This is a genomic window from Rhodococcus rhodochrous (assembly GCF_900187265.1).
Classification (GTDB): domain Bacteria; phylum Actinomycetota; class Actinomycetes; order Mycobacteriales; family Mycobacteriaceae; genus Rhodococcus; species Rhodococcus rhodochrous.
The window spans coordinates 1,991,899-2,012,396 of the sequence record NZ_LT906450.1 but is presented as its reverse complement, the minus strand read 5'-3'; the positions used below and the strand labels follow the sequence as shown (position 1 = coordinate 2,012,396).

Here is a 20,498-nt window from a genome sequence, read left to right as displayed (position 1 = left end):
GTCAGTCCCGCTGGCCCGGGAGCAGCCCCCTGGATTCGCGATCCCTGATGTCCTTGCGCAGGTAGAAGATGTACGCCCACACCACGGCGAAGAGCACACCCACCGCACCGAATGCGAGGTCGACGAAGAAGCCCAGCACGGCGAGCACCTGCAGCGTGATGTTGAAGGGGATCGCCCACGACTTCTTCTGCACCCCGGCTCCGAGGAACATGAGAACGGCGAGGCCCACGACATAGGTCGTCGACCACGCGCTCAATCCCCCGCCGACGGTCGCGATCACCGGCAACACCAGCAGCACCACGATCGCCTCGAGCACGAGCGTTCCCGCCATCACGCCGCGGAAGCCCTTCCAGGGGTCCGTCGTCGGCGGCCGGAACTTCTGTTCCTCCGGCTTGTCGTTGCTCACGCGGGATCCTTTCCGAACAGACTGCGGGCCGCACCTGCGGTCACCACCGAACCGGTGACCACGACCCCGGCGCCCGACACCGCTTCGCCGGGCTCGCCGACCTCCTCCGCGATCGCGATCGCGGTCTCGATCGCATCCGGGAGCGTCGACGCCGTGACGACCCGTTCGTCGCCGAATCGGGCGACGGCGATGTTCGCGAGATCGTCGACGTCCATCGCCCGCGGCGACCCGTTGTGGGTGACGACGATCTCGTCGAAGACCGGTTCGAGCGCCTCGATCAGACCCGCGACGTCCTTGTCGGCCATCACGCTCACGACGCCCACGAGCTTGCGGAAGTCGAATTCCTGCGCGAGCGCGGCCGCGAGGGCCTTCGCACCGTGCGGGTTGTGCGCGGCGTCGAGGAAGACGGTGGGCGCATTGCGCACCCGTTCGAGCCGGCCCGGGGTGGTCACCGACGCGAACGCGTCGCGCACCGCCTCGACGTCGAGTTGCTTGTCGGGACCCGCTCCGAAGAACGCCTCGACGGCGGCAAGCGCGAGAGACGCGTTGTGGGCCTGGTGCTCGCCGTGGAGCGGCAGGAAGATGTCGGTGTAGAGACCGCCGAGACCCTGCAGGTCGATCTGCTGTCCACCGACGGCGACCGCACGCCGCACCACCGCGAACTCGGAACCCTGACGGGCCACGGCCGCGTCGGCCTCGACGGCCTGCCGCAGCAGCACGTCCATCGCCTCGGGCTCCTGCTGCGCGATGATCGCCACGGTGTCGCGGGGCACGAGACCGTCGTCGGGTGCCTTCTTGATGATCCCGGCCTTCTCCCCCGCGATCTCCGTGAGGGTGTCGCCGAGATAGCCGGTGTGGTCGATGCCGACCGGCGTGATCACGGCGACCTGCCCGGTGACGACGTTGGTGGCGTCCCACCGGCCACCGAGACCCACCTCGACGACCGCCACGTCGACGGGCGCGTCGGCGAACGCCGCGAACGCCATGGCGGTGGTGACCTCGAACTTGCTCATCCTCGGGCCACCGGCCGCCTCGGATTGGTCGTCGATCATCCGGACGTACGGTTCGACGTCGCGGTAGGTGTCGACGTAGGTGCGCGGCGAGACCGGTGCGCCGTCGATGCTGATCCGCTCGGTGGCGAGCTGCAGGTGCGGGCTCGTCGTCCGGCCGACCCGGTGATGCATGCGGGTGAGCAGCGCGTCGATCATCCGGGCCGTCGAGGTCTTGCCGTTCGTGCCGGCCACGTGGATCGACGGGTAGCTGTTCTGCGGCGACCCGAGGATGTCCATGAGCGCAGCGATCCGCGCCAGGGACGGTTCGATCTTCGTCTCCGGCCAGCGCTTGTCGAGCTCGGCTTCGACGAGCGTCAGTTCGGCCAGGTCCACCGGGGACGGCGCCCCCGGGGTGTCGGTGCTCACGCCGCGCCCAGCTCCTTCAGTCGTGCGGTGATCCGTGCGATCTCTTCTTCCGCGATCTGCTTGCGACCGCGGATCTTCTCGACCACCTGGTCGGGTGCCTTCGCGAGGAAGGCCTCGTTGGACAGCTTCGCGGAGGTACCCGTCAGCTCCTTCTCCGCGGCGGCGAGATCCTTGCGCAGGCGGGCGATCTCGGCGCCCACGTCGATGCTGCCGGAGGTGTCGAGCTCGACGGTGACCGTCGCGCGGCTCAGCCGGACCTCGATCGACGCGGTGGCCGAGAACGAGTCCTCCGGCGCGGTCAGACGCGCGAGCGACTGCGCCGCCGGCACCTGCGCGACGAGATCGGCGTCCTCGACACCGACGAGCCGGGCCGCAACCTTCTGCGACGGCTTGAGGCCCTGATCGCTGCGGAACCGGCGGACCTCGGTGACGAGCTTCTGCAGGTCGGCGACACGCTGCGCCGCGGTCTCGTCGGTGGCCACGCCGGACGCCTCGGGCCAGGACGCGATCACGACGGACTCGCCGCCGGTGAGCACCTTCCAGAGGGTCTCGGTGACGAACGGGATGACCGGGTGCAGCAGGCGCAGCAACTGGTCGAGGACGGTGCCGAGCACGACCTTGGTGCCGTCGGCGTGGGCACTGCCCTCGGCGAGCTGGACCTTGGCGAGCTCGAGATACCAGTCGCAGACCTCGTCCCACGCGAAGTGGTAGAGCGCCTCGCATGCCTTCGAGAACTCGTAGTGGTCGAAGGCCGCGTCGACCTCGGTGCGCACCTGCTCGAGGCGGTCGAGGATCCACCGGTCGGCGTCGGTGAGCTGCTCGCGGACCGGGAGTTCGCCGATCACCGCGCCGTTCATCAGCGCGAACTTGGTCGCGTTGAACAGCTTGTTCGCGAAGTTGCGCGACGACTGGGCGTGGTCCTCACCGACGGCGAGGTCGCCACCCGGGTTCGCGCCGCGCGCCAGCGTGAAGCGCAGGGCGTCGGCGCCGAAACGCTCGACCCAGTCCAGGGGGTCGATGCCGTTGCCGCGAGACTTCGACATCTTCTTGCCGAACTGGTCGCGGACGAGGCCGTGCAGGAACAGATCCCGGAACGGAACCTGCGCCTGGTGCACCGCGTCGTCGCCCGACACGTAGGTGCCGAACATCATCATGCGGGCGACCCAGAAGAACAGGATGTCGTAGCCGGTGACGAGAACACTGGTGGGATAGAACTTGTCGAGCTCGGGAGTCTTCTCCGGCCAGCCCATCGTGGAGAACGGCCACAGACCGGACGAGAACCACGTGTCGAGCACGTCCGGGTCCTGCTCCCAGCCCTCGGGTGCGGTCTCGTCGGGGCCGAAGCATTCGACCTCGCCGTTCGGGCCGTACCAGATCGGGATGCGGTGGCCCCACCACAGCTGACGCGAGATGCACCAGTCGTGCATGTTGTCGACCCAGTCGAACCAGCGCGGTTCCTGGCTCGCCGGGTGGATGACGGTGTGGCCGTTGCGCACCGCGTCGCCGGCGGCCTTGGCGAGCTTGTCGACCTTGACCCACCACTGCATCGACAGGCGCGGCTCGATGGTCTCGCCGGACCGCTCGGAGTGGCCGACGCTGTGCAGATAGGGACGCTTCTCGGCGACGACGCGGCCCTGCGCGGCGAGTTCCTCGCGGATCGCGACACGCGCCTCGAACCGGTCCATGCCGTCGAAACGGGTGCCGGAGTCGGCGATACGGCCGGCCTTGTCCATGATCGTGGGCATCGGCAGATCGTGCCGCAGGCCCATCTCGAAGTCGTTGGGGTCGTGCGCAGGCGTGATCTTCACTGCGCCCGTACCGAATTCGGGGTCGACATATTCGTCGGCGATGATCGGGATCTGCCGCCCGGTGATCGGGTGCTCGAGCGTGGTGCCGATGATGTCCTTGTAGCGCTCGTCCTCGGGGTGCACCGCGACGGCGGTGTCGCCGAGCATCGTCTCCACACGAGTCGTGGCGACGACGACGTGCGGCTCGTCGTCGTTCAGGGAGCCGTAACGCAGGGAGACGAGTTCGCCCTCGACCTCCTCGAACTTCACCTCGATGTCGGAGATCGCGGTCTGCAGCACGGGCGACCAGTTGACCAGACGCTCGGCGCGGTAGATCAGACCCTCGTCGTAGAGGCGCTTGAACATCGTCTGCACGGCGCGGGACAGGCCCTCGTCCATGGTGAAGCGGTCGCGCGACCAGTCCACACCGTCGCCGATGCGACGCATCTGGCCCTGGATCATGCCGCCGGACTCGGCCTTCCACTGCCAGACCTTCTCGATGAAGGCCTCGCGACCGAGGTCCTCCTTCTTCTTGCCGTCGGCGGCGAGCTGCTTCTCGACGACGGTCTGGGTGGCGATGCCGGCGTGGTCCATGCCGGGCAGCCACAGCACCTCGTAGCCCTGCATCCGCTTACGGCGGGAGAGCACGTCCATGAGGGTGTGGTCGAGGGCGTGACCCATGTGCAGGCTGCCGGTGACGTTCGGCGGCGGCAGAACGATCGAGTACCCGGGCTTGTCGCTCGTGGGGTCGGCCTCGAAGTAGCCGGCGTCGACCCACTGCTGGTAGAGCTCCGCTTCGACGGCGCTGGGGTCCCAGCTCTTGGGAAGGGCGTCGGCGGGGTTCTGGGAGTTCTCTGGCGCACTGGTCACCCGTCAATCGTAAGCGTCGCGGAGAACCTCCTGGACACGGGCCACGACAGTGCCGGGCAGGGGTCGCGACAGAAGAGTGTGGCCTTATCTCCGACCGGGTATGGCAGTGCCGGGCGGCCGAATGCGCGGACGCCGAACGAACAGGACGGAGGACACCGTCATGATGCGGGCATTGATCTTCGCTGCAGGTGCAGCCGCGGGATTCGTCGCGGGGACCAGAGCGGGACGCGAGACGTACGACAAATTGCGGGGACGCTCGAACGAGCTGTGGCACAACCCGGCGGTACAGGAAAAGGTCATTCCTGCGGTTCAGGACAAGGTGACGGAAGCGGCCACCGTCGTGAAGGAGAAGGCACCCCACCTCCAGGAGACGGTCGGTGGCCTCGCCGAGAAGGTCACCCATCGCGGCGGATCGGGTCAGCACTCGTCGGCCGGCTCCGACTCCGCGAGCGAGTCGACACCGGCCACCGACGAACTCACCCGGTCGCCGGTCTCGCCCGGCGACCAGCCGCGACCACCCGCATAGCGGACGGTCGACCACACGGGAGGACGTCCTCGGTCAGCCCAGCTCGTCCGGCAGGTCGAGCGGGCGGCCGAGCACGTGCTCGGACAGGAACGCCTCGACGGTTCGGTACCAGATCTTCGAGTGCTGCGGCTTCAACACCCAGTGGTTCTCGGACGGGAAGTACAGGAAGCGGTGGACGGTGGTGCCGTCGTCCTCCGCGGGCAGCCCCGACTCGTCGAGCAGCTCGTACCACAGGCGCAGGGCCTCGCCGATCGGGACGCGATAGTCCTTGTCGCCGTGGATCACGAGCATGGGCGTGACGATGTCTGCGACGAACAGGTGCGGTGAGTTCTCGACCGCCATCTCCGGGGTCAACTCCCGCTGCCAGTACCAGGCCACATCGGTGGTCGGGGTGAACTGGTCCAGCGCCCACAGACCCGCGTGGGTGACGATCGCGCGGAACCGGTCGGTGTGCCCGGCGATCCAGTTGGCGAGATATCCACCGAAGGATCCGCCCATCACCGCGGTCCGTTCCTCATCGATGTCCTCGCGCGCGACCGCAGCGTCGGTGATCGACATCAGATCGGTGTACGGTTCGCTCCCCCACCGGCCCCAGCCGCGCCGGACGAAGTCGTCGCCGTATCCCGTGGACAGTGCGGGATCGGGCAGCAGCACCGCATAACCGCGGGCGACGAGAAGCCACGGATTCCAGCGCCACGACCACGTGTTCCAGCTGCTCAGCGGACCACCGTGCACCCACAGCAGCATCGGAGCGGGGTCGGCGGGGGACGCTGTGTGCGGAAGCGCGAACCACGCCCGCACCGGCGTGCCGTCGGAGGCCTCGGTGGTCAGTTCCACGAGACGTCCCGGAAGTTCCGGGAGCGCAGCGGGAGCACGTAGCGGCGTGACGGTGCCGGCGTCGGGTCCGGTGAGGTCGATGCGCACGGGATGCGGCGGTGCTTCGTAGGAGGCCCGCAGCGCGTATGCCGTGCTGCCGTCGGGTGCGATGTGGACGTCCGTGTAGGCGGCGTCGTCCGTCGTGAGGCGGTCGGGCTGTGCTGACCCGAGTCGCTGCACGAACACCGGCGCGCGTCCGTGATCGTCGGCGGCGAGCACGAGACCGGAACCGTCGGGCAGCCAGGTGACGGAAGTGGGACGCCTGTCCCATTCGGGGGCCTCGACGGTCGTGGTTCCGCTCGCGATGTCCAGGACGCGGACGGTGATCTGCGGAGGGTTCTCCGCGTCGCTCATCGATTCGTGCAGGTAGGCGAGCTTCGTCCCGTCGCGCGAGATCGACGGGTGCGTCACGTCGCCGGTCTCGTCGTCGACGAGCGGGGTGCGCAGTCCGGTACCCAGATCGACGCGCACGAGAGTGACGCGCCGCGAGGCGAGCGGACCGGGGACCACCCACGTCGCCGCGGCGAACGAACCGTCCGCGGCGATGTCGACCGACGCATCACGCAGCGACCCCCGGATACCCGGCGTGAGATCGGTGAACCCGTCGCCGCTCTTGTCCGGGACGAGCAGGTGCGGCTGGTCGGGTCCGAGATCGTGATCCCAGTAGCGCACCGGATAGCCCGTGTGCAGCACTGCGGTGACGGCCCCGTCCTTGCGGGCGTCCCGGATCCGTTCGTCGTCGGACTCGCTGTGGCCGAGGACGGACGCGACGAGGACGATCCGGTCGGCCTCGGACGCCGCATACACCGAGGCGAATCCACCCTTGCGGGACCGGACGCGCTCGGCCTCGCCGCCCGCCACGGGCAGTCGCCACAGCGACACCGGCGGGTCGTCCTTGCCCCGCGCGGCGGTGAACAGCAGGTCGCCGGTCGCGGTGAAGGTCGGGTTCGATTCGCCCGTGGTGCCGTGGGTGAGTCGTCGCGCCGGGACGGTTCCTTCGGGATCCACCTCCCACAGCGCGCCGGTGTACGAGGTGGCTTTCTCGTCGAGCATCGACTGCGTGATCACCAGGCGTTTCCCGTCCGGAGACATCGTGAGGGAGGTGACACGGGGAAGCGCCAGGTAATCGTCGAGTTCGTCGAAGGCCGTCATGCCTGGACGATATCGGGATCGAGGGTGGGCGGTCCGCAGGTGGCACCGGGTACGTCTGTAACCTGGTCGTTCGGCGGGTACATCCCGTGGAAACGCCGTCTCCCAGTCCGAACGGAGCACTCACATGGTCGACCTCGCATACGTCATCGCCGGCTCGGAAGCGACCGGTGGCGCCGGTCTGCAGGTCGACCTCAAGACGTTCCAGCAGCTTGGGGTGTACGGGGTGGGCACCACGACGTGCATCGTCTCGTTCGACCCGAAGAACGACTGGGGCCACCGCTTCTTCCCCGTCCCGGCCGACGTGATCGCCGACCAGATCGAAGCCGCCACCGCCGCCCACAACCTCGACGTGGTGAAGATCGGCATGCTGGGCACGCCCGCCACGATCGACGTCGTCGCCGAGGGTCTCGAGAAGCAGGACTGGCGGCACGTCGTGCTCGACCCGGTCCTGATCTGCAAGGGCCAGGAGGCCGGCGCCGCGCTCGACACCGACAACGCACTGCGCGCCCAGGTGCTCCCCCACGCCACGGTCGTCACCCCGAACCTGTTCGAGGCGCGCACGCTGTCCGGCATGGACGAGATCACCTCGGTCGACCAACTCATCGAGGCCGCGCGTCGCATCCACGACCTCGGCCCGCAGTACGTCGTCGCGAAGGGCGGCGTCGAACTCGACGGCGAGGACGCCGTGGACGTGCTGTTCGACGGCTCCGAGGTCACCCTCCTGACGGCACCGAAGGTCGGCAACGAGCGCGTCTCCGGCGCCGGCTGCACCCTCGCCGCCGCGATCACCGCCGAACTCGCGAAGGGCGCGTCGGTCGCCGACGCCGCGGCCCGCGCGAAGGATTTCGTCACCGCCGGGATCAAGGGACGTGTGTCCGCCAACACCCCGTTCGACACGGTCTGGCAGGGCGCCTGATCCGAAGGCGGAAGCATCCGCGATCCGATTCGTCATCCGCTGCCGCAATCCGGAAGTTGTCAACCTGTCTGAGACAGATCAGGTGTGTTGATTCCCGTCGGTTGCGGTAACGCCGGCGCTGCCGGTCGACGCCGGAACCGATGCGGATACTTTTCGTGGATCCGGTTGAGACGCTCCTGCCGACGTCGGTGTTCCTCGGCGGCACTGCCGAGGAACACCGACACCGGCGTGTACCGCCCCAGCCCTGCGTGCCGGTGCTCGAGCGCATACCGGTTCATGAAGTCTTCGGTCCACCGCCGAGCATGATCGATATCATCGAACCGATCCGGACATGTCAGGTCGTACTTGATGGTCTTGAACAATGACTCCGAGAAGGGATTGTCGTCACTGACCCGCGGACGGGAGAACGACGACACGACCCCCGCCGCGGCGAGGGCATCGAGCAACAACCCCGACCGCATCGATGCCCCGTTGTCGGCATGCAACACCCCCGGCGCCCCGAACGCGGTGAACGCTTCGGTGAACATCTCTACCGCCTTGGCCTTGTCCTCGTGGTATTCGATGCGCCACGCCACCGGAAACCGTGAGTACACATCGATTGCCAGATACAACCGAAACTGGTCCTGCGTGCGGGGCCCCTTGAGTGTCGTGATGTCCCACGACCACAGGTCCCCGACGTCGATGGCCTCGACGACCGGTGCGCAGCGGGGCGTCGACGGTCCTCCGGTGCGGCTGCGACGCCGGTCCCCGGTGAGCTTCTCGGCCCGGGCCACCCGATAGAACGTGACCTCCGAGCAGTCCACCAATCCGTCATCGAACGAACGCCAATAGATTTGACACACAGACTGATCCGCGTTCTCCTCGGCGAGGATCAACGCGACGATGGTGGCCTTCTCGGCCGGCGACAGTGCCGCTGGTTGCTGCCGCTGTCGCTGCGGGATCGGATCGGTGACCGGCCGATAGTGCCGGTAGTGGTGGGCCCGCCGGTAATAGCTCGACCGGGCGATCCCCACGAGCGCACATCCCCGGGTGACCGACATTCCCGCCTCGGTCAGTTCGGTGACGATGTCGGTCAGGACAACGCTTTGCGCTCGAGCCACAGCGCGTACTCGCGTGCGCTCATCAATGCCGGCGGGATCTCGGTGGTCTCGTCGGTCGAGGTCTTGTGGATCCCCTGCAAGAGCTCGAATGCTTTTCCCAGGATCTCCACGGCGGCGTCGCTCTGGGCGACTTTGTCGCGGAGGCGTTCGTTTTCGCGGCGGAGTTCGGCGAGCTCCGCGCGGTCTCGACTGTCCAATCGGTCCCTCGCTTTGTCTGCTGCTTCGACCATCGACTTCTGCAAGTGTCCCTCATCGCGGGCCTGCAGCCAGCGGCGGACGGTGCCTTGGGCGAGATTGTTCTCGCGCAGCAGTCGGGTCTTGGCGCCGCGTTCGACGCAGGTGTCCCATCGGCGCAAGAACTCGATTTTGTAGGCCATGGAGAACGCGCGGTGGCCTTGTTGGGTTCGTCCTACGGGGATGGTCATGAGGTCGGACATCTGTGTCGCTCCGATCCCCGCGTTGGTTGTCAGGATGTCTCACGACCATCCTGACAACCAACGAATCGCTGTAGCGAATGACGAATTCGATCGCGGATCGATACCCGTCAGCGCGACTGCCGCCACATCCCCCACAGCGTCGGCCCGCCGCCGGGGATGACGATCTCGCGGGTGACCTCGAAGCCGAACCGCTCGTAGTAGCGGATGTTCGACTCCTTGCTCGATTCGAGGTAGGCGGGAGCGTGTTCGGCGTCGGCGCGGTCGAGGCCGGCCTTCATGAGGGCTTTGCCGAGGCCGGTCCCCCGCGCGGCGGGTGAGGTGCCGATCGTCGACAGGTACCAGTGCGGTTCGTCCGGATGCGCCGCGTCGAGGGTTCCGTTGACCTGTGCGCCCCGCTTCATGTAGCGACCGAGCGCGGCGTAGAGGCCGGGTAGGAGACGGAGCGAGGTCCACACATCGGTGCGCCATCGTCCGGGCGGCGCCCACATCGCCGCACCTCCGACCGTCCCGCCGGACTCGGCGATGTCGGTGGCTTCCAACGGCACCATGTGATGCCGGGCGTCGGCGGCGAAGAATCGGGTCATCCGGCGCATCCGGTGCTCCTCGTCCGGGAACATCCACGTGAAGACCGGATCGTCGAAGAATGCCTCGGCGATCACCCGAGCAAAGACCGGAATGTCGCTGCGCGTGGCGGTTCTCGGTTCGACGGCCATATCCGCAGCCTACGACGAAGATCCGCCCGACGACCTGCCTTCTGCGGCCAGTTCCTTCGCGAGGGGTGTGGGGAAACGCGGCATCACCCGCACCCCGCCCAGCCAGTCGTCGAGGCGGGCGGCTTCCTCGCGCAGCACCGCGGTGCCTTCGGCGCCGATGTCCTCGAGCAGGTGCAGGCTCACCCCACCCGTGTCGGTCTGCCACCACGTGCCGACGATCCGTCCGTCCCACCAGGCGGTGGGACCGGCGTTGCCGTTGGAGTCGAACAGCGCCTCCTTGTACGGCCCGAGATACCACTCGCGTTCGGTCCACCCCATGACCGTGGGGTCCAGACCGGGCAGCAGCGCACCCCACGGTTCGACCTCGACCTGCGGTTCGAGGTCGTCGAACAGCAGGTAACCGGTGCGGCCGTCGAGATCGACCTCCACCACGTCGAGTTCGGCGAGGGCGGCGCGGACGGCGGTGAGGGTGGAGCCGAGCCACCACTTCAGATCCGCCTCGGTGCCGGGACCGAATGCGCGCAGCCACATCCGCACGAGTTCACGCACACCCGTCGCCTCGTCGACGGGGTCGATGGCCGAGCCCAGCCACGACTCGGTGGTCGTCCAGGTGGGGCGCGAGACCCGCCACGACCCCTTGTTCGACGCCCGGACCACTTTCCCCTCGGCGGAGAGCACCGTGAGCACGCGAGGCGCGAAGGTGACCAGCCCACCCCAGGATTTGCCGGCACCGAACTCCAGCGCGCCGTCGAGGAGCGGGATCTCGGCCTTGAGCTCGCTCGATGTCGCCTCCCGCCCGTCGGCCAGAGCGGCGAGGATGTGGCGGCTCACCTCGTCGAGCCAGCTCTCGCCGTCGTCGTGCAATCCGGCCTTCACGACGTCCTTGACGACTGTGCGCCGTTGTGCGGCGGCAACCCGGGCGCTCGCCCCGGCCTGCACCACCGAGAGGGTGTCGCGCGGGACAACGAAAACGGTGCGCCGCATGGCCGTGTGCTTGACCAGGGCGCGGTCGTCGTAGAGCGCCCTGTCGAGGTCGGCCACAGTGAAGTCGCCCACCCGCGCCCACGCCGACAGGTAGACGGTCGCCGGGTCGGTGCCGTGCAGGCACACCAGGCTCCTCGCCGCATCGACCGCGTCGGACGCGCGGTGCTTCGGGTGCAGACGGTGCCTGGCGGCAAGTCGTGCTCGCCGTTCGGTTGCGTCGATCCTGCGCACAGCCATGGCCGACATCGTAGAGGTGGTGTCCGACGCAGGAGGGCTACCGACGAGCCGAATCGAGAACTGCGGGGAGGTTGGGTGCGTGTCCATCAAAAATTCCGCACACAACCTCCCCCTCGTTCTGCGTTCAGGATCGGACGCCGCCGTAGGTACGCAGCCAACGCAGACCCGGCCCGCGGGTACGCATGATGCCCTTGTAATCGGCCATGTCGTCGGGAAGTTCGTCGAGAACCGAGTGGAGACGCGCGGCCCACTCGGGCACCCGGGCTATGTCCTCGAACGACAACAGGTGCGTGCGGATGAGGAACATGATCGCGCCGGAGACGCCGAGACGCACGAGGTGCTGGATCTCGACGCGGAGGTGCAGGCGTCGTCCGACGTCCTCGAGCGGCCCCTCGGCGAGCAGTCGGCGGTCGCGGCCCCATTCGGGATAGGTCTCGGTGGACTGGTCGAGTCGCCGGTCGACGCTGAGCGACCAGTTCGTGCGTCGGTAGCACTGTCCCGCCTGCAGTCCCATGAGGAACTGCTCGGCGCGCGGGATCACTCCTTCGGTGTGGACGCGCGGGACCGGCCCGTGGATCTGGCGGAAACTCATGCCGACGTCGAATCGCAGCGACCAGTCGGCCGCGAAAGTGACCAGGCCGGCATCACCCCAGAGGGCACCTTCGCGCTGGTCGAGCAGGACGACGTCCTCCTGGAGGTGCCTGCCGATGAACCGCAGCGGTGGGTCGGGCAGCGTCGACCGATCACCGAAGACGAAGGACTGTTCGACGCCGAGCGCGCGATTGACGAACAGTCGCGCCTCACCGTCGCGTTCGAGTGCGAAGGTCTCCGGGTACGCGTCGGCGAGCATCCGCATGAGCGTGACCATCGCGTCCCACTGCGCGATCTCCATGTGCGGCAGGGACTGGAACCGGGTCGGGTCGGCACCGAGGATGCGCTCTCGTTCGGTGAGGTCGTCGAGATAGTGGCCGTCGATGTCGACGGGATGCCGGCCCCATCCGCCCGCGGCGGTCGCAACGGGACTCCCGGCGGGTTCGACGTTGGTGCTGTAGCGATAGGTGTCACGAGTGAACGGAAACGGGAAGCGCGCGATCCGATCGGGAAGCCCGAGGTCGTCGTCGCGGACGGCGAGATCGATTGTCGTACTCACAGATCCAGCTCCAATCGTGGGCCGTTCGCTCGGGAGACGCACGGCATCACGCAGTCTCCCGCTTCCTTCTCCGCAGCGCTCAGGTACAGATCACGGTGGTCGATCCCTCCGCTCATGACGGGCAGCCGGCACTCACCGCACACGCCCTGCCTGCACAGATTGGGCACTGCGACGCCACGACTTTCGAGTGCGTCGAGCAGGCTGACGCCCGAGTCGACGGTGACGTCGATGACGCGGCGGGTCAGATGTGCGGTGAACGGTTCTCCCGGGTCGAGGTCGCCGACCCGGAAGTGCTCGTAGTGCACACGCGCGTCGGGCCACCCCGCGCGACCCGCACGTTCACAGAGGTCGTCGACGAGACCGGTCGGACCGCACATGTAGAGGTGGGTGCCGATGGGCTGCTCCAGCAGCGCCTGCCCCATCCGCTTCCGGAAGACCTCGCGCGCCGTGTAGATGTACAGACGCGGTCCGCACAGGTCATGCAGTTCGTCGAGGTGGGCACCGTCGCCGTCGCGGAAGGCGTAATGCACCTCGAACGATCGACCCCACTGCACGGCCGCGCGGACATGGGACAGGATCGGCGTGATCCCGATTCCACCCGCGACCAGCAGATGGTGCCGGGCCGTGAGGATCGGAGCGAATGCGCTGCGCGGTGTGCCGACCGGGACTCGGTCACCGACCTGAAGATCGTGGACCCACTGCGACCCGCCGCGACCGGATTCCTCCAGCCGCACCGAGATCGCGTAGTGGTCGGGTTCGAAAGCGGGACCGGTCAGGGAATACGAGTTGCGCCGCGGTCGCCCGCCGGGTCCGGTGCCGCAGGTGAGGACGACGTGACTACCGGGCGTGAAGGAGGGAAGCGTGCGGCCGGCAGGGTCCACGAGGCGGACGTGTCGCACGGTGGGCGTCAGCGCGATCGTCTCCGCGACCGTCAACTGCAGTTCCGTTCCGCCGGCCGAGTTCCGCACCGGGACGTCGGATGTCAGCGTCATGGGCGTTCCTCCGCGTCGACGGCGAAGCCGAGATAGGCGGCGTGCAGGCGGGAGACATGGTGGTGGACGACGAGTCCCGAGGCGCAGGTCGGGCAGGTGCTGGACTGTCCGACCGCGACGTCGGCGACGTGCGTCGAATGGCAGTGCGCGCAGTAGACGGTGCGCGTCCCCGAATCCACGGGGAGGGGAAGGATCTCGTCGTCGAGGAGTCCTGCGGCCACGGCCGCCGATCGTGCCGCGAGCACTGTCGCTTCCGGTCCGACCAGCATGAGGCGCCATCCCACACGAGCTGCGCTCGCCTGCCGCTCCAGGATCTGTGCGGCGGTGTCACCCCACTCCTCCGGAAGGCGGATCCAGTCGACACGACGACCCCCGAAGGACGACACGAGACTGCGCGCCCGGTCCAGGGCGGCGTCACCGAAGGACAGGACGGTCACGTAGCGACCCCCGCCGGCGATGCGTCGTTCCTCGTCCCACCTCGGGACGCTGGTGGTGCCCATACAGACGCTCACGCGATCACCTGCGCCTTCCGCCAGTCCGAAACGGCAGGAAAGCGGTTGCAGTGGTGTCGATCTCGGGCATGAGAACTCCTCGGGAGGACCGGCGTGGACACGCCGGGTGTGGTTGATACCGATCGCTGACGTGAAACAGACGATAATGGGAAGAAACACAGCGATGGGTTGCCACTCGGTTAACGCGTGTAACCGATTCCTCTCGGGGCACGACGTTCGGGCCGCGGACATCGAGGTCCACGGCCCGAACGAGGTATTCGTCAGCTCTCCGGAGCGAAGAACGCGCAGTGCCAGATCCGCGTCACGATCTGCGCGGCATGTTCGAGAGGCATGGGCACGGCCTGCATCTCCTCCTGGGCGTACCAGACATAGGCCGACTGCTCCACCATGCACGCCACGGCTTCGACCATGCCCCTGATGTCGACGCCGTCGACCTCGTCCATCCCGCACTTGACCCGCAGGACGGTGGTGAAGCGGTCGATGTGCCGGTTGCGCATCTGCCACCAGAACTGCCGGAACTGCGGATCGACGTTCGCCGCCTCGACCAGCGTGCGCATGATGTCGCGGTTGTCGTAGTAGTGCGTCAGATAACCGGTGTTCGCTTCGAGCAGCGCCTGGTAGGGATCGTCCTCGATGCGATGCTCGGTTGCCCCACTGGCACGGAACAGGTCGTCGTGCGTGTCGGCGATCAGCGCAGAGAACAGATCCTCCTTGTCGCCGAAGTACCTGTACAGCCCCCCGAGCGACATTCCCGCTTCCGTCGCCACACCACTCATGGTGGCACCGACGTAGCCGTCGCGGGCGAAGACCGCGCGGGCCGCTTCCAGCAGTTTCGTCCGGGTGCGACGCCCCTTGGTGGTGTTCGGTAGGTGCGGCATGTCCCTCCTTTCGTTGCGGGAATCGTAACCGGTCAACACGATCGTCATCGGAGTTAACAAAAAAGCGACGTCACTCTCTTGACGTGAGCCACGTTACTCCCCCAGAATCGTCTCAACAACACCGCGCAGACCCTCAGCGCCCTTCTTCTTCATCGTTTCCTCGAACGGAGTCCCTGTGAATTCCCGTGCAACCACACTCGCCACCGCAGCGCCGGCCGGCCACGTCGCCGGCGCCCGGACTCCTCTCGATCTGTTCCTCGGGCACCTCGACAGCGACCCCCACGCCCTCGCCGTTCGCGACGACCGGGGCCACTCCCTGACCCGCGCCGAACTGTGGGAGCTCGCCGCGGACATCGAGCACGAACTCGTCGCCCACGGTCTGGGCCGGGGCGACATGGTGATCGTCTGCATGCCCAACTGGACCGAATGGATGGGTGCCTATCTCGGAGTGGTCCGCGGCGAGATGGTCGCCGGGACCCTGCCGGTGACCACCGATCCCCGATCCATCGCCTACACCGCGAATCTCGTCGGCGCGAAGGCCGTCGTCCTCCCCCGCTCGCACCGCGGCCGCGACTTCGTCGCCGAATCCGAGGTCCTGGCAGCAGAACTCGGACGTGAGGTGCAGATCCTCCTGGTCGACGGCCAGGATGGAACCCGCACCTGGCGCAGCTTCGACGGTCCGCACGCGACGATCCCCGCCTACCCGGACGATCTCGTGCACGTCCTGTTCTCGTCGAGCACCACCGGGAAGTCGAAGGCGATCGCGCATTCCGAGGCGAGTCTGAGTGCCTACAACCGGATGGTCATCGACCGCTACGAGGTCTCCGGTGAGCGTCCGATCTTCATGCCCTCTCCGCTCGGCCACAGCACGGGTTTCTGGCACGGCGCCCGGATGTCGCTGATGACCGGTGCGGCACTGATCCTCCAGGACGCCTGGGACCCGCGCCGCGCCCTCGAACTCGTCGAACAGCACGGCTGCGAGATCACTGTCGCCGCAACTCCTTTCCTCAAGGACATTGTCGACACCGCATGGGATTCCACCACCCCGAAGCTGGCCGGGATGCGGATCTTCCTGTGCGGCGGTGCCCCCGTCGCCCCGAGCCTCATCGAACTGGCGCAGGAGCAGATGCCCGACACCCGTATCGCGGCGATCTGGGCGATGAGCGAGGGTGGAGCGACTTCGAGCCTCCCCGACGACTCCACCGAGCTCGTCGCGTACACCTGCGGCAAGGTGATGCCCGGTGTCACCCTCGAGGTCGTCCGTGAGGACGGCACGCTCGCACCGCGCGGGACCGACGGCGAGATCGTCATGCGCACCCCGTCGCTCTTCCTCGGATACATCGGCCAGGAGCAGCTCTACCGTGACTCGTTCACGACCGACGGCTGGTTCCGCACCGGCGACACCGGCATCGTCGACGACAACGGCTATCTGCGCCTGACCGGACGCCTCAAGGACCTCATCATCCGCGGTGGCGTGAACATCTCCCCCGTCGAGATCGAGAACGCCATCTCCGGACACCCGCAGATCGCACGCGTGGCCGTCGTCGGCAGCCCCGACGAACGACTCGGCGAACGCATCTGCGCGGTGATCCAGCCGCTCGGCACCGCCCCGACCCTCGACGAACTCGTCGGGTGGCTCGCGGAGCGCGACGTGCCCCGGCGGCTGTGGCCGGAATCGATCCGCGTCCTGCCCAGCATGCCGGAGACCCCCGCCGGGAAGATCCGCAAGAACGTTCTCAGAGAACTGATCTCGTCAGGAGAAGATATGACCAGCAGCACCGTCGAGCTCACGACGCAGACCGTCACGCTCCGCGACATCGACGTGACCTACACCCGCGCCGGTGAGGGCCCTGCGGTCGTGCTGATCCACGGCCTCGCCGAGGATCACCGCAGCTGGCGCGCCGTTCAGGAGGCCGGCCTGCCGGTCACCACCTACGCCTACGACCTCCGCGGGCACGGACGCACCACCGTCGGTTCGCCCGAGGGCACGCTCGCCCAGCTGCGCGACGATCTGATCGCCTTCCTCGAGGAGGTCACCGGTCCCGCGATCTGCGTCGGCTTCTCCCTCGGCGGCACCGTCGTCCTCTCGGCCGCGGCCGAGCGCCCCGATCTCGTGACGAAGGTCGTCGCACTGGGCACCTCGAGCGTCGTCGGCCGCGGTGCTGCCGGCTTCTACGCCGGGCGCATCGAGCTGTTCCGCGGTGACGACGGCGAGGCGCAGCGCTCCGCCCTCCGCGACGACACCGCCGCCGCCCTGCACAACCCGGACTCCGACCTCGACGCCGTCACGGACTTCCGCCTCGAGGCGGTCGGTGCAGCGCAGGGTTACATCAACGCATCCACCGCGATGGCCGCACTCGTCGACGCGCCGCTGACGCCCGAGCTCTCCCGCATCGCGCCCGACACCGAGGTCGCGGTCGTCGGCGCCGACCACGACACCTTCTGCCCGAAGAAGGCCGCGGACATCATCCTCGGCGCGATCGAGCACGCCACCTATCACGAGATCACCGGCGCCGGGCACCTGATGCTCGTCGATCAGCCGGAACGGTCGATCGAGATCCTCCGCGGCCTTCTCCCCTGAGAAGCACTGCGACCGAATACTTCCGACACACCGCTCTTCCGAAAGGCTCCATGATGCAAGAACGCCCCACCGCCCTCGTCACTGCTGCCGCGGGCGCCGGGATCGGCGCCGCGATCGCCACCCGCCTCGCTGCAGACGGTTTCGATGTCGTCGTCACCGACATCCACGAGCGCCGCACCCAGGAGCTCGCGGAGAAGCTGGCCGCCGAACACGGACGCGAGTTCGACCACTACGTACTCGATGTCACCGACGAGTCCCGGGTCGAGGCCGTCGTGTCCGAGATCGCCTCGAAGAAGGGCCGTCTCGACGTCCTCGTCAACAACGCGGGCTGGAGCAAGATCGAGCCGGTCGCCGAGATGTCCTCGGAGACCTGGAAGCGTTGCCTCGACGTCGACCTCAACGGCACCTTCTACACGATGCGCTACGCGCTTCCGGTAATGCAGAAGAACAACTCCGGCGCCATCGTCAACATCAGCTCGATCGCCGCCTACGAGACCAGCACCGAGCACGGCGCCGCCTACTCCGCCGCCAAGGCCGGTGTCCTCGCGCTCACCCGCGTCGCCGCCGCCGAGAACGGTAAGCACGGCATCCGCGTCAACGCCATCACTCCGGGCCTGATCTACAACGACTTCCTCCGCAAGATCTACCCGGACGAGTTCTTCTCCGGCTACGCGGAGAACCGCTCCCGCGTCGGTCGTGTCGGCCGCCCCGAGGACGTCGCCGGTCTCGTCTCGTTCCTCGTCGGACCCGACGCCGGTTACGTCACCGGTGAGGTCTACGGCATCAGTGGTGGGGTGCATCCGCATGGCTGACAACCCGTTGCACCTTCCCGTCCGGGAGCTCACCGACGCCTACGCGCGCGGCGACCTGAACCCGATCGACGTGACCGAGCAGGTCCTCGACCGGATCGACCGGTTCGATCCGGAGGCGCGCGCATATGTGACCGTCACATCCGATCTGGCACGGTTGCAGGCCGCCGAGGCGGCCGAACGCTACCGCCGCGGTGAGCGTGCACCCCTGCTCGGGGTGCCGGTGTCCATCAAGGACGCCTTCCACCTGGCCGACACGGAGACCGGACTCGGGTCGCTCACCCAGCGTGGGCGCGTCGCCCGATCGGATTCCGGTGCCGTCGCTCGGCTGCGCGCGGCAGGATCGGTGATGCCCGGCAAGACGAGCGTGCCCGAGTTCTGCCAGTCCGCCACCAGCGACAACCTGCTCGGACCCGAGACCGGCAATCCGTGGGACCCGACGCGCACCCCGGGCGGTTCGAGCGGCGGCGCGGCGGCCTCGGTCGGCGCCGGCCTCGCGACGATCGCTCTCGGTTCGGACGGCGGCGGATCCATCCGGATCCCCGCGGCCTTCAGCGGTCTCGTGGGATACAAGCCCACCACCGGCCTGTGTGCCGACGAGCGCGGTTTCCGGGCGATGACGGATTTCGTCACCGCCGGGCCCCTCGCCTGGTCGGTGGACGATGCCCGCATCATGACCGAGGTCCTCGCCGAGACGAGCTTCGCCCGCGCCTCGGCGCCGAACCGGCGGATCGCCTTCTGTCCCCGCCCGGATGGCCGGCCCGTCGATCCGGCGATCGTCCGCACCCTGGAGTCGATCGCGGCCACCCTGTCCGATCTCGGGCACGAGGTCGTCGAGACCGACATCCCGATCCAGGGATGGAACGAGATCTTCGGCCCCCTCGTGCTCGACGACGAACTTCGCGAGCGGGCCCACCTGCTCGACCGGCCGGAGTTGCTCACCCCGTACGAGCAGGCGAGCCTGCGCGCCGCGATGCGGTTGAGCAGTGCGGATGTCGCCGTGGCCCGCCAGGCACTGCTCGACTTCCGCCGGCGCATCGATACCTTCCTCCATCGCTTCGATGCGATTCTCACCCCGACGGTGGCAACGGTCGCGTTCCCACACGACCAGCGGCCGAAGACCATCGACGGTGAGAAGGTGGACTGGCTGTGGGGCGCCTTCCCGTTCACGTCCCCATTCAATGTGGCCGCCACTCCGGCGATCTCGCTGCCGGCCGGCGTCCACGACGGTCTCCCGATCGGTGCTCAGCTCGTGGCGGCGCAGGGACGCGACGCGGATCTGCTGAACCTCGCCGAGTCTCTGGAGGCCGCACTCGCGTTCGACTACGCGCCGGTGCGCGAGCGCTGGGCCGACGTGGAATCCCGCGAACCGGAGCCCGTACCGTGAGCGCCGGGCTCGACCGCCGGCGGCACGGATCCGTGCTCGAGGTCGTACTCGACCGCGCGGAACGACGGAATGCGCTCTCGCGCGCTCTGCTGACCGAGATCCGGCAGGTCTTCGCCCATCTTCCGGAGGACGTCCGCGCAGTGGTGCTGACGAGTTCGGACCGGGTGTTCTGTGCCGGTGCGGATTTCGCAGACCTGACCGGGACGTCCGCGGATCTCGACTACGACCGGGACCTCGAGGACGCGTGCTCGGCGATCCGGAGCAGCGCGGTGCCGGTGGTCGCGGTCGTGGACGGAGCGTGCGTTGGCGCCGGCGTCGAGCTGGCGACCTCGTGCGACGTCCGGATCGCGGGTCCGAAGGCGTGGTTCCGTGTCCCGGCGGTCGAGCTCGGCCTGCTCTACAACCCGGCGTCGATCCGCCGGATCCACGCGGTGCTCCCCCGCACGACGATCACCCGGTTACTGGTGCTCGCCGAACGCTTCGACGCCGACGACGCACTCCGCAGCGAACTGGTCACCCACACGGCCGACGGAGATCCCCGCGAACAGGGGCTGACGCTCGCAGAGCGCCTCTCCGGCCTCCCCCGCGACGCTCTCGCCGCGACCCACTCACTGCTCCACCACCTCGACGAGGGTCGTTACGACGACGTCGAATGGCAGGGAACCCGGATCCGATTGATGGACAGCCCCGATCGGAACGCCGCCGTCGCGGCCGCCTCCGAGCGGCACGGCACCCCCGCCTCCTGACCCTCTCTCCACCCGAAGGAA

The 20,498-nt window shown here is 68.0% G+C and carries 18 protein-coding genes; 6 read left to right on the top strand and 12 right to left on the bottom strand.

Annotated elements, in window-relative coordinates; genetic code table 11:
• Nucleotide 1: 1 nt before the first annotated feature.
• From CKW34_RS09170 to CKW34_RS09160, 3 genes are read right to left on the bottom strand one after another with little or no spacing between them, the layout of a single operon-like run.
• Entirely contained in the window at nt 2–406 is a 405-nt protein-coding gene (locus tag CKW34_RS09170; RefSeq protein WP_016932615.1) for a DUF4233 domain-containing protein, read from the bottom strand.
• Complete coding sequence (folC, locus tag CKW34_RS09165; RefSeq protein ID WP_059381125.1) at nt 403–1,824, bottom strand: bifunctional tetrahydrofolate synthase/dihydrofolate synthase; 1,422 nt, start codon at nt 1,822–1,824, stop codon at nt 403–405. The genes CKW34_RS09170 and folC overlap by 4 nt, the downstream gene beginning before the upstream one ends.
• The gene (locus CKW34_RS09160) at nt 1,821–4,481 is read right to left on the bottom strand and encodes a valine--tRNA ligase (RefSeq protein ID WP_059381124.1); all 2,661 of its coding nucleotides are present in this window, start codon (nt 4,479–4,481) and stop codon (nt 1,821–1,823) included. The genes folC and CKW34_RS09160 overlap by 4 nt, the downstream gene beginning before the upstream one ends.
• Before the next feature lie 160 nt (nt 4,482–4,641).
• Here CKW34_RS09160 and CKW34_RS09155 point away from each other — a divergent pair, with 160 nt between their 5' ends.
• Nucleotides 4,642–5,007 (top strand): hypothetical protein, encoded by a 366-nt coding sequence (locus tag CKW34_RS09155; protein WP_059381472.1) that lies wholly within the window; start codon nt 4,642–4,644, stop codon nt 5,005–5,007.
• 33 nt (nt 5,008–5,040) lie between these two features.
• On the opposite strand, the gene CKW34_RS09150 is transcribed toward CKW34_RS09155, so the two are convergent.
• A complete protein-coding gene (locus CKW34_RS09150; RefSeq protein WP_059381123.1) occupies nt 5,041–7,035 on the bottom strand; it encodes a S9 family peptidase in 1,995 nt (664 codons plus the stop codon).
• Nucleotides 7,036–7,159: 124 nt separating this feature from the next.
• Here CKW34_RS09150 and thiD point away from each other — a divergent pair, with 124 nt between their 5' ends.
• Nucleotides 7,160–7,951 (top strand): bifunctional hydroxymethylpyrimidine kinase/phosphomethylpyrimidine kinase, encoded by a 792-nt coding sequence (gene thiD / locus CKW34_RS09145; protein WP_059381122.1) that lies wholly within the window; start codon nt 7,160–7,162, stop codon nt 7,949–7,951.
• A gap of 59 nt (nt 7,952–8,010) precedes the next feature.
• On the opposite strand, the gene CKW34_RS09140 is transcribed toward thiD, so the two are convergent.
• The 8 genes from CKW34_RS09140 to CKW34_RS09105 all read right to left on the bottom strand — a co-directional run bounded on the left by CKW34_RS09140 (nt 8,011) and on the right by CKW34_RS09105 (nt 14,954).
• Nucleotides 8,011–9,051, bottom strand: a complete 1,041-nt coding sequence (locus tag CKW34_RS09140) for a DDE-type integrase/transposase/recombinase (RefSeq protein ID WP_226949771.1) — start codon at nt 9,049–9,051, stop codon at nt 8,011–8,013.
• The gene (locus CKW34_RS09135) at nt 9,024–9,476 is read right to left on the bottom strand and encodes a hypothetical protein (protein ID WP_059384853.1); all 453 of its coding nucleotides are present in this window, start codon (nt 9,474–9,476) and stop codon (nt 9,024–9,026) included. Before CKW34_RS09135 ends, CKW34_RS09140 begins: the two co-directional genes overlap by 28 nt.
• A gap of 119 nt (nt 9,477–9,595) precedes the next feature.
• The gene (locus CKW34_RS09130; RefSeq protein ID WP_059383878.1) at nt 9,596–10,201 is read right to left on the bottom strand and encodes a GNAT family N-acetyltransferase; all 606 of its coding nucleotides are present in this window, start codon (nt 10,199–10,201) and stop codon (nt 9,596–9,598) included.
• A gap of 9 nt (nt 10,202–10,210) precedes the next feature.
• Nucleotides 10,211–11,422 carry a winged helix DNA-binding domain-containing protein gene (locus tag CKW34_RS09125; RefSeq protein ID WP_080968381.1) on the bottom strand — a complete coding sequence of 404 codons (1,212 nt, stop codon included), beginning with the start codon at nt 11,420–11,422 and terminating at the stop codon, nt 10,211–10,213.
• A gap of 124 nt (nt 11,423–11,546) precedes the next feature.
• Nucleotides 11,547–12,572: a heme-dependent oxidative N-demethylase family protein gene (locus CKW34_RS09120; RefSeq protein ID WP_080968370.1), complete on the bottom strand. Its 1,026-nt coding sequence runs from the start codon at nt 12,570–12,572 to the stop codon at nt 11,547–11,549.
• Nucleotides 12,569–13,564, bottom strand: coding sequence for a PDR/VanB family oxidoreductase (locus CKW34_RS09115; RefSeq protein ID WP_059383879.1), 996 nt, complete (start codon nt 13,562–13,564; stop codon nt 12,569–12,571). Before CKW34_RS09115 ends, CKW34_RS09120 begins: the two co-directional genes overlap by 4 nt.
• Nucleotides 13,561–14,076, bottom strand: a complete 516-nt coding sequence (locus CKW34_RS09110) for a dimethylamine monooxygenase subunit DmmA family protein (RefSeq protein WP_231921860.1) — start codon at nt 14,074–14,076, stop codon at nt 13,561–13,563. Before CKW34_RS09110 ends, CKW34_RS09115 begins: the two co-directional genes overlap by 4 nt.
• A gap of 260 nt (nt 14,077–14,336) precedes the next feature.
• A complete protein-coding gene (locus tag CKW34_RS09105; protein WP_059383881.1) occupies nt 14,337–14,954 on the bottom strand; it encodes a TetR/AcrR family transcriptional regulator in 618 nt (205 codons plus the stop codon).
• Nucleotides 14,955–15,129: 175 nt separating this feature from the next.
• Here CKW34_RS09105 and CKW34_RS09100 point away from each other — a divergent pair, with 175 nt between their 5' ends.
• The 4 genes from CKW34_RS09100 to CKW34_RS09085 are packed head-to-tail and all read left to right on the top strand — an operon-like array spanning nt 15,130 to nt 20,477.
• Nucleotides 15,130–17,535 carry an alpha/beta fold hydrolase gene (locus CKW34_RS09100; RefSeq protein WP_080968371.1) on the top strand — a complete coding sequence of 802 codons (2,406 nt, stop codon included), beginning with the start codon at nt 15,130–15,132 and terminating at the stop codon, nt 17,533–17,535.
• Nucleotides 17,536–17,585: 50 nt separating this feature from the next.
• Entirely contained in the window at nt 17,586–18,347 is a 762-nt protein-coding gene (locus CKW34_RS09095; RefSeq protein ID WP_059383882.1) for an SDR family NAD(P)-dependent oxidoreductase, read from the top strand.
• On the top strand, nt 18,340–19,731 hold the full coding sequence (locus CKW34_RS09090) for an amidase (protein ID WP_059383883.1): 1,392 nt from the start codon (nt 18,340–18,342) through the stop codon (nt 19,729–19,731). The genes CKW34_RS09095 and CKW34_RS09090 overlap by 8 nt, the downstream gene beginning before the upstream one ends.
• Nucleotides 19,728–20,477, top strand: coding sequence for an enoyl-CoA hydratase/isomerase family protein (locus CKW34_RS09085; RefSeq protein ID WP_059383884.1), 750 nt, complete (start codon nt 19,728–19,730; stop codon nt 20,475–20,477). Before CKW34_RS09090 ends, CKW34_RS09085 begins: the two co-directional genes overlap by 4 nt.
• The last annotated feature ends 21 nt before the right edge of the window (nt 20,478–20,498 follow it).

Excerpts from the sequence above, each read along its gene's own strand:
- CKW34_RS09155 (WP_059381472.1), top strand. The coding sequence starts at position 4,642 with ATGATGCGGGCATTGATCTTCGCTGCAGGTGCAGCCGCGGGATTCGTC.
- CKW34_RS09150 (WP_059381123.1), bottom strand. The coding sequence starts at position 7,035 with ATGACGGCCTTCGACGAACTCGACGATTACCTGGCGCTTCCCCGTGTC.
- thiD (WP_059381122.1), top strand. The coding sequence starts at position 7,160 with ATGGTCGACCTCGCATACGTCATCGCCGGCTCGGAAGCGACCGGTGGC.
- CKW34_RS09135 (WP_059384853.1), bottom strand. The coding sequence starts at position 9,476 with ATGACCATCCCCGTAGGACGAACCCAACAAGGCCACCGCGCGTTCTCC.
- CKW34_RS09130 (WP_059383878.1), bottom strand. The coding sequence starts at position 10,201 with ATGGCCGTCGAACCGAGAACCGCCACGCGCAGCGACATTCCGGTCTTT.
- CKW34_RS09125 (WP_080968381.1), bottom strand. The coding sequence starts at position 11,422 with ATGGCTGTGCGCAGGATCGACGCAACCGAACGGCGAGCACGACTTGCC.
- CKW34_RS09115 (WP_059383879.1), bottom strand. The coding sequence starts at position 13,564 with ATGACGCTGACATCCGACGTCCCGGTGCGGAACTCGGCCGGCGGAACG.
- CKW34_RS09105 (WP_059383881.1), bottom strand. The coding sequence starts at position 14,954 with ATGCCGCACCTACCGAACACCACCAAGGGGCGTCGCACCCGGACGAAA.
- CKW34_RS09095 (WP_059383882.1), top strand. The coding sequence starts at position 17,586 with ATGATGCAAGAACGCCCCACCGCCCTCGTCACTGCTGCCGCGGGCGCC.
- CKW34_RS09090 (WP_059383883.1), top strand. The coding sequence starts at position 18,340 with ATGGCTGACAACCCGTTGCACCTTCCCGTCCGGGAGCTCACCGACGCC.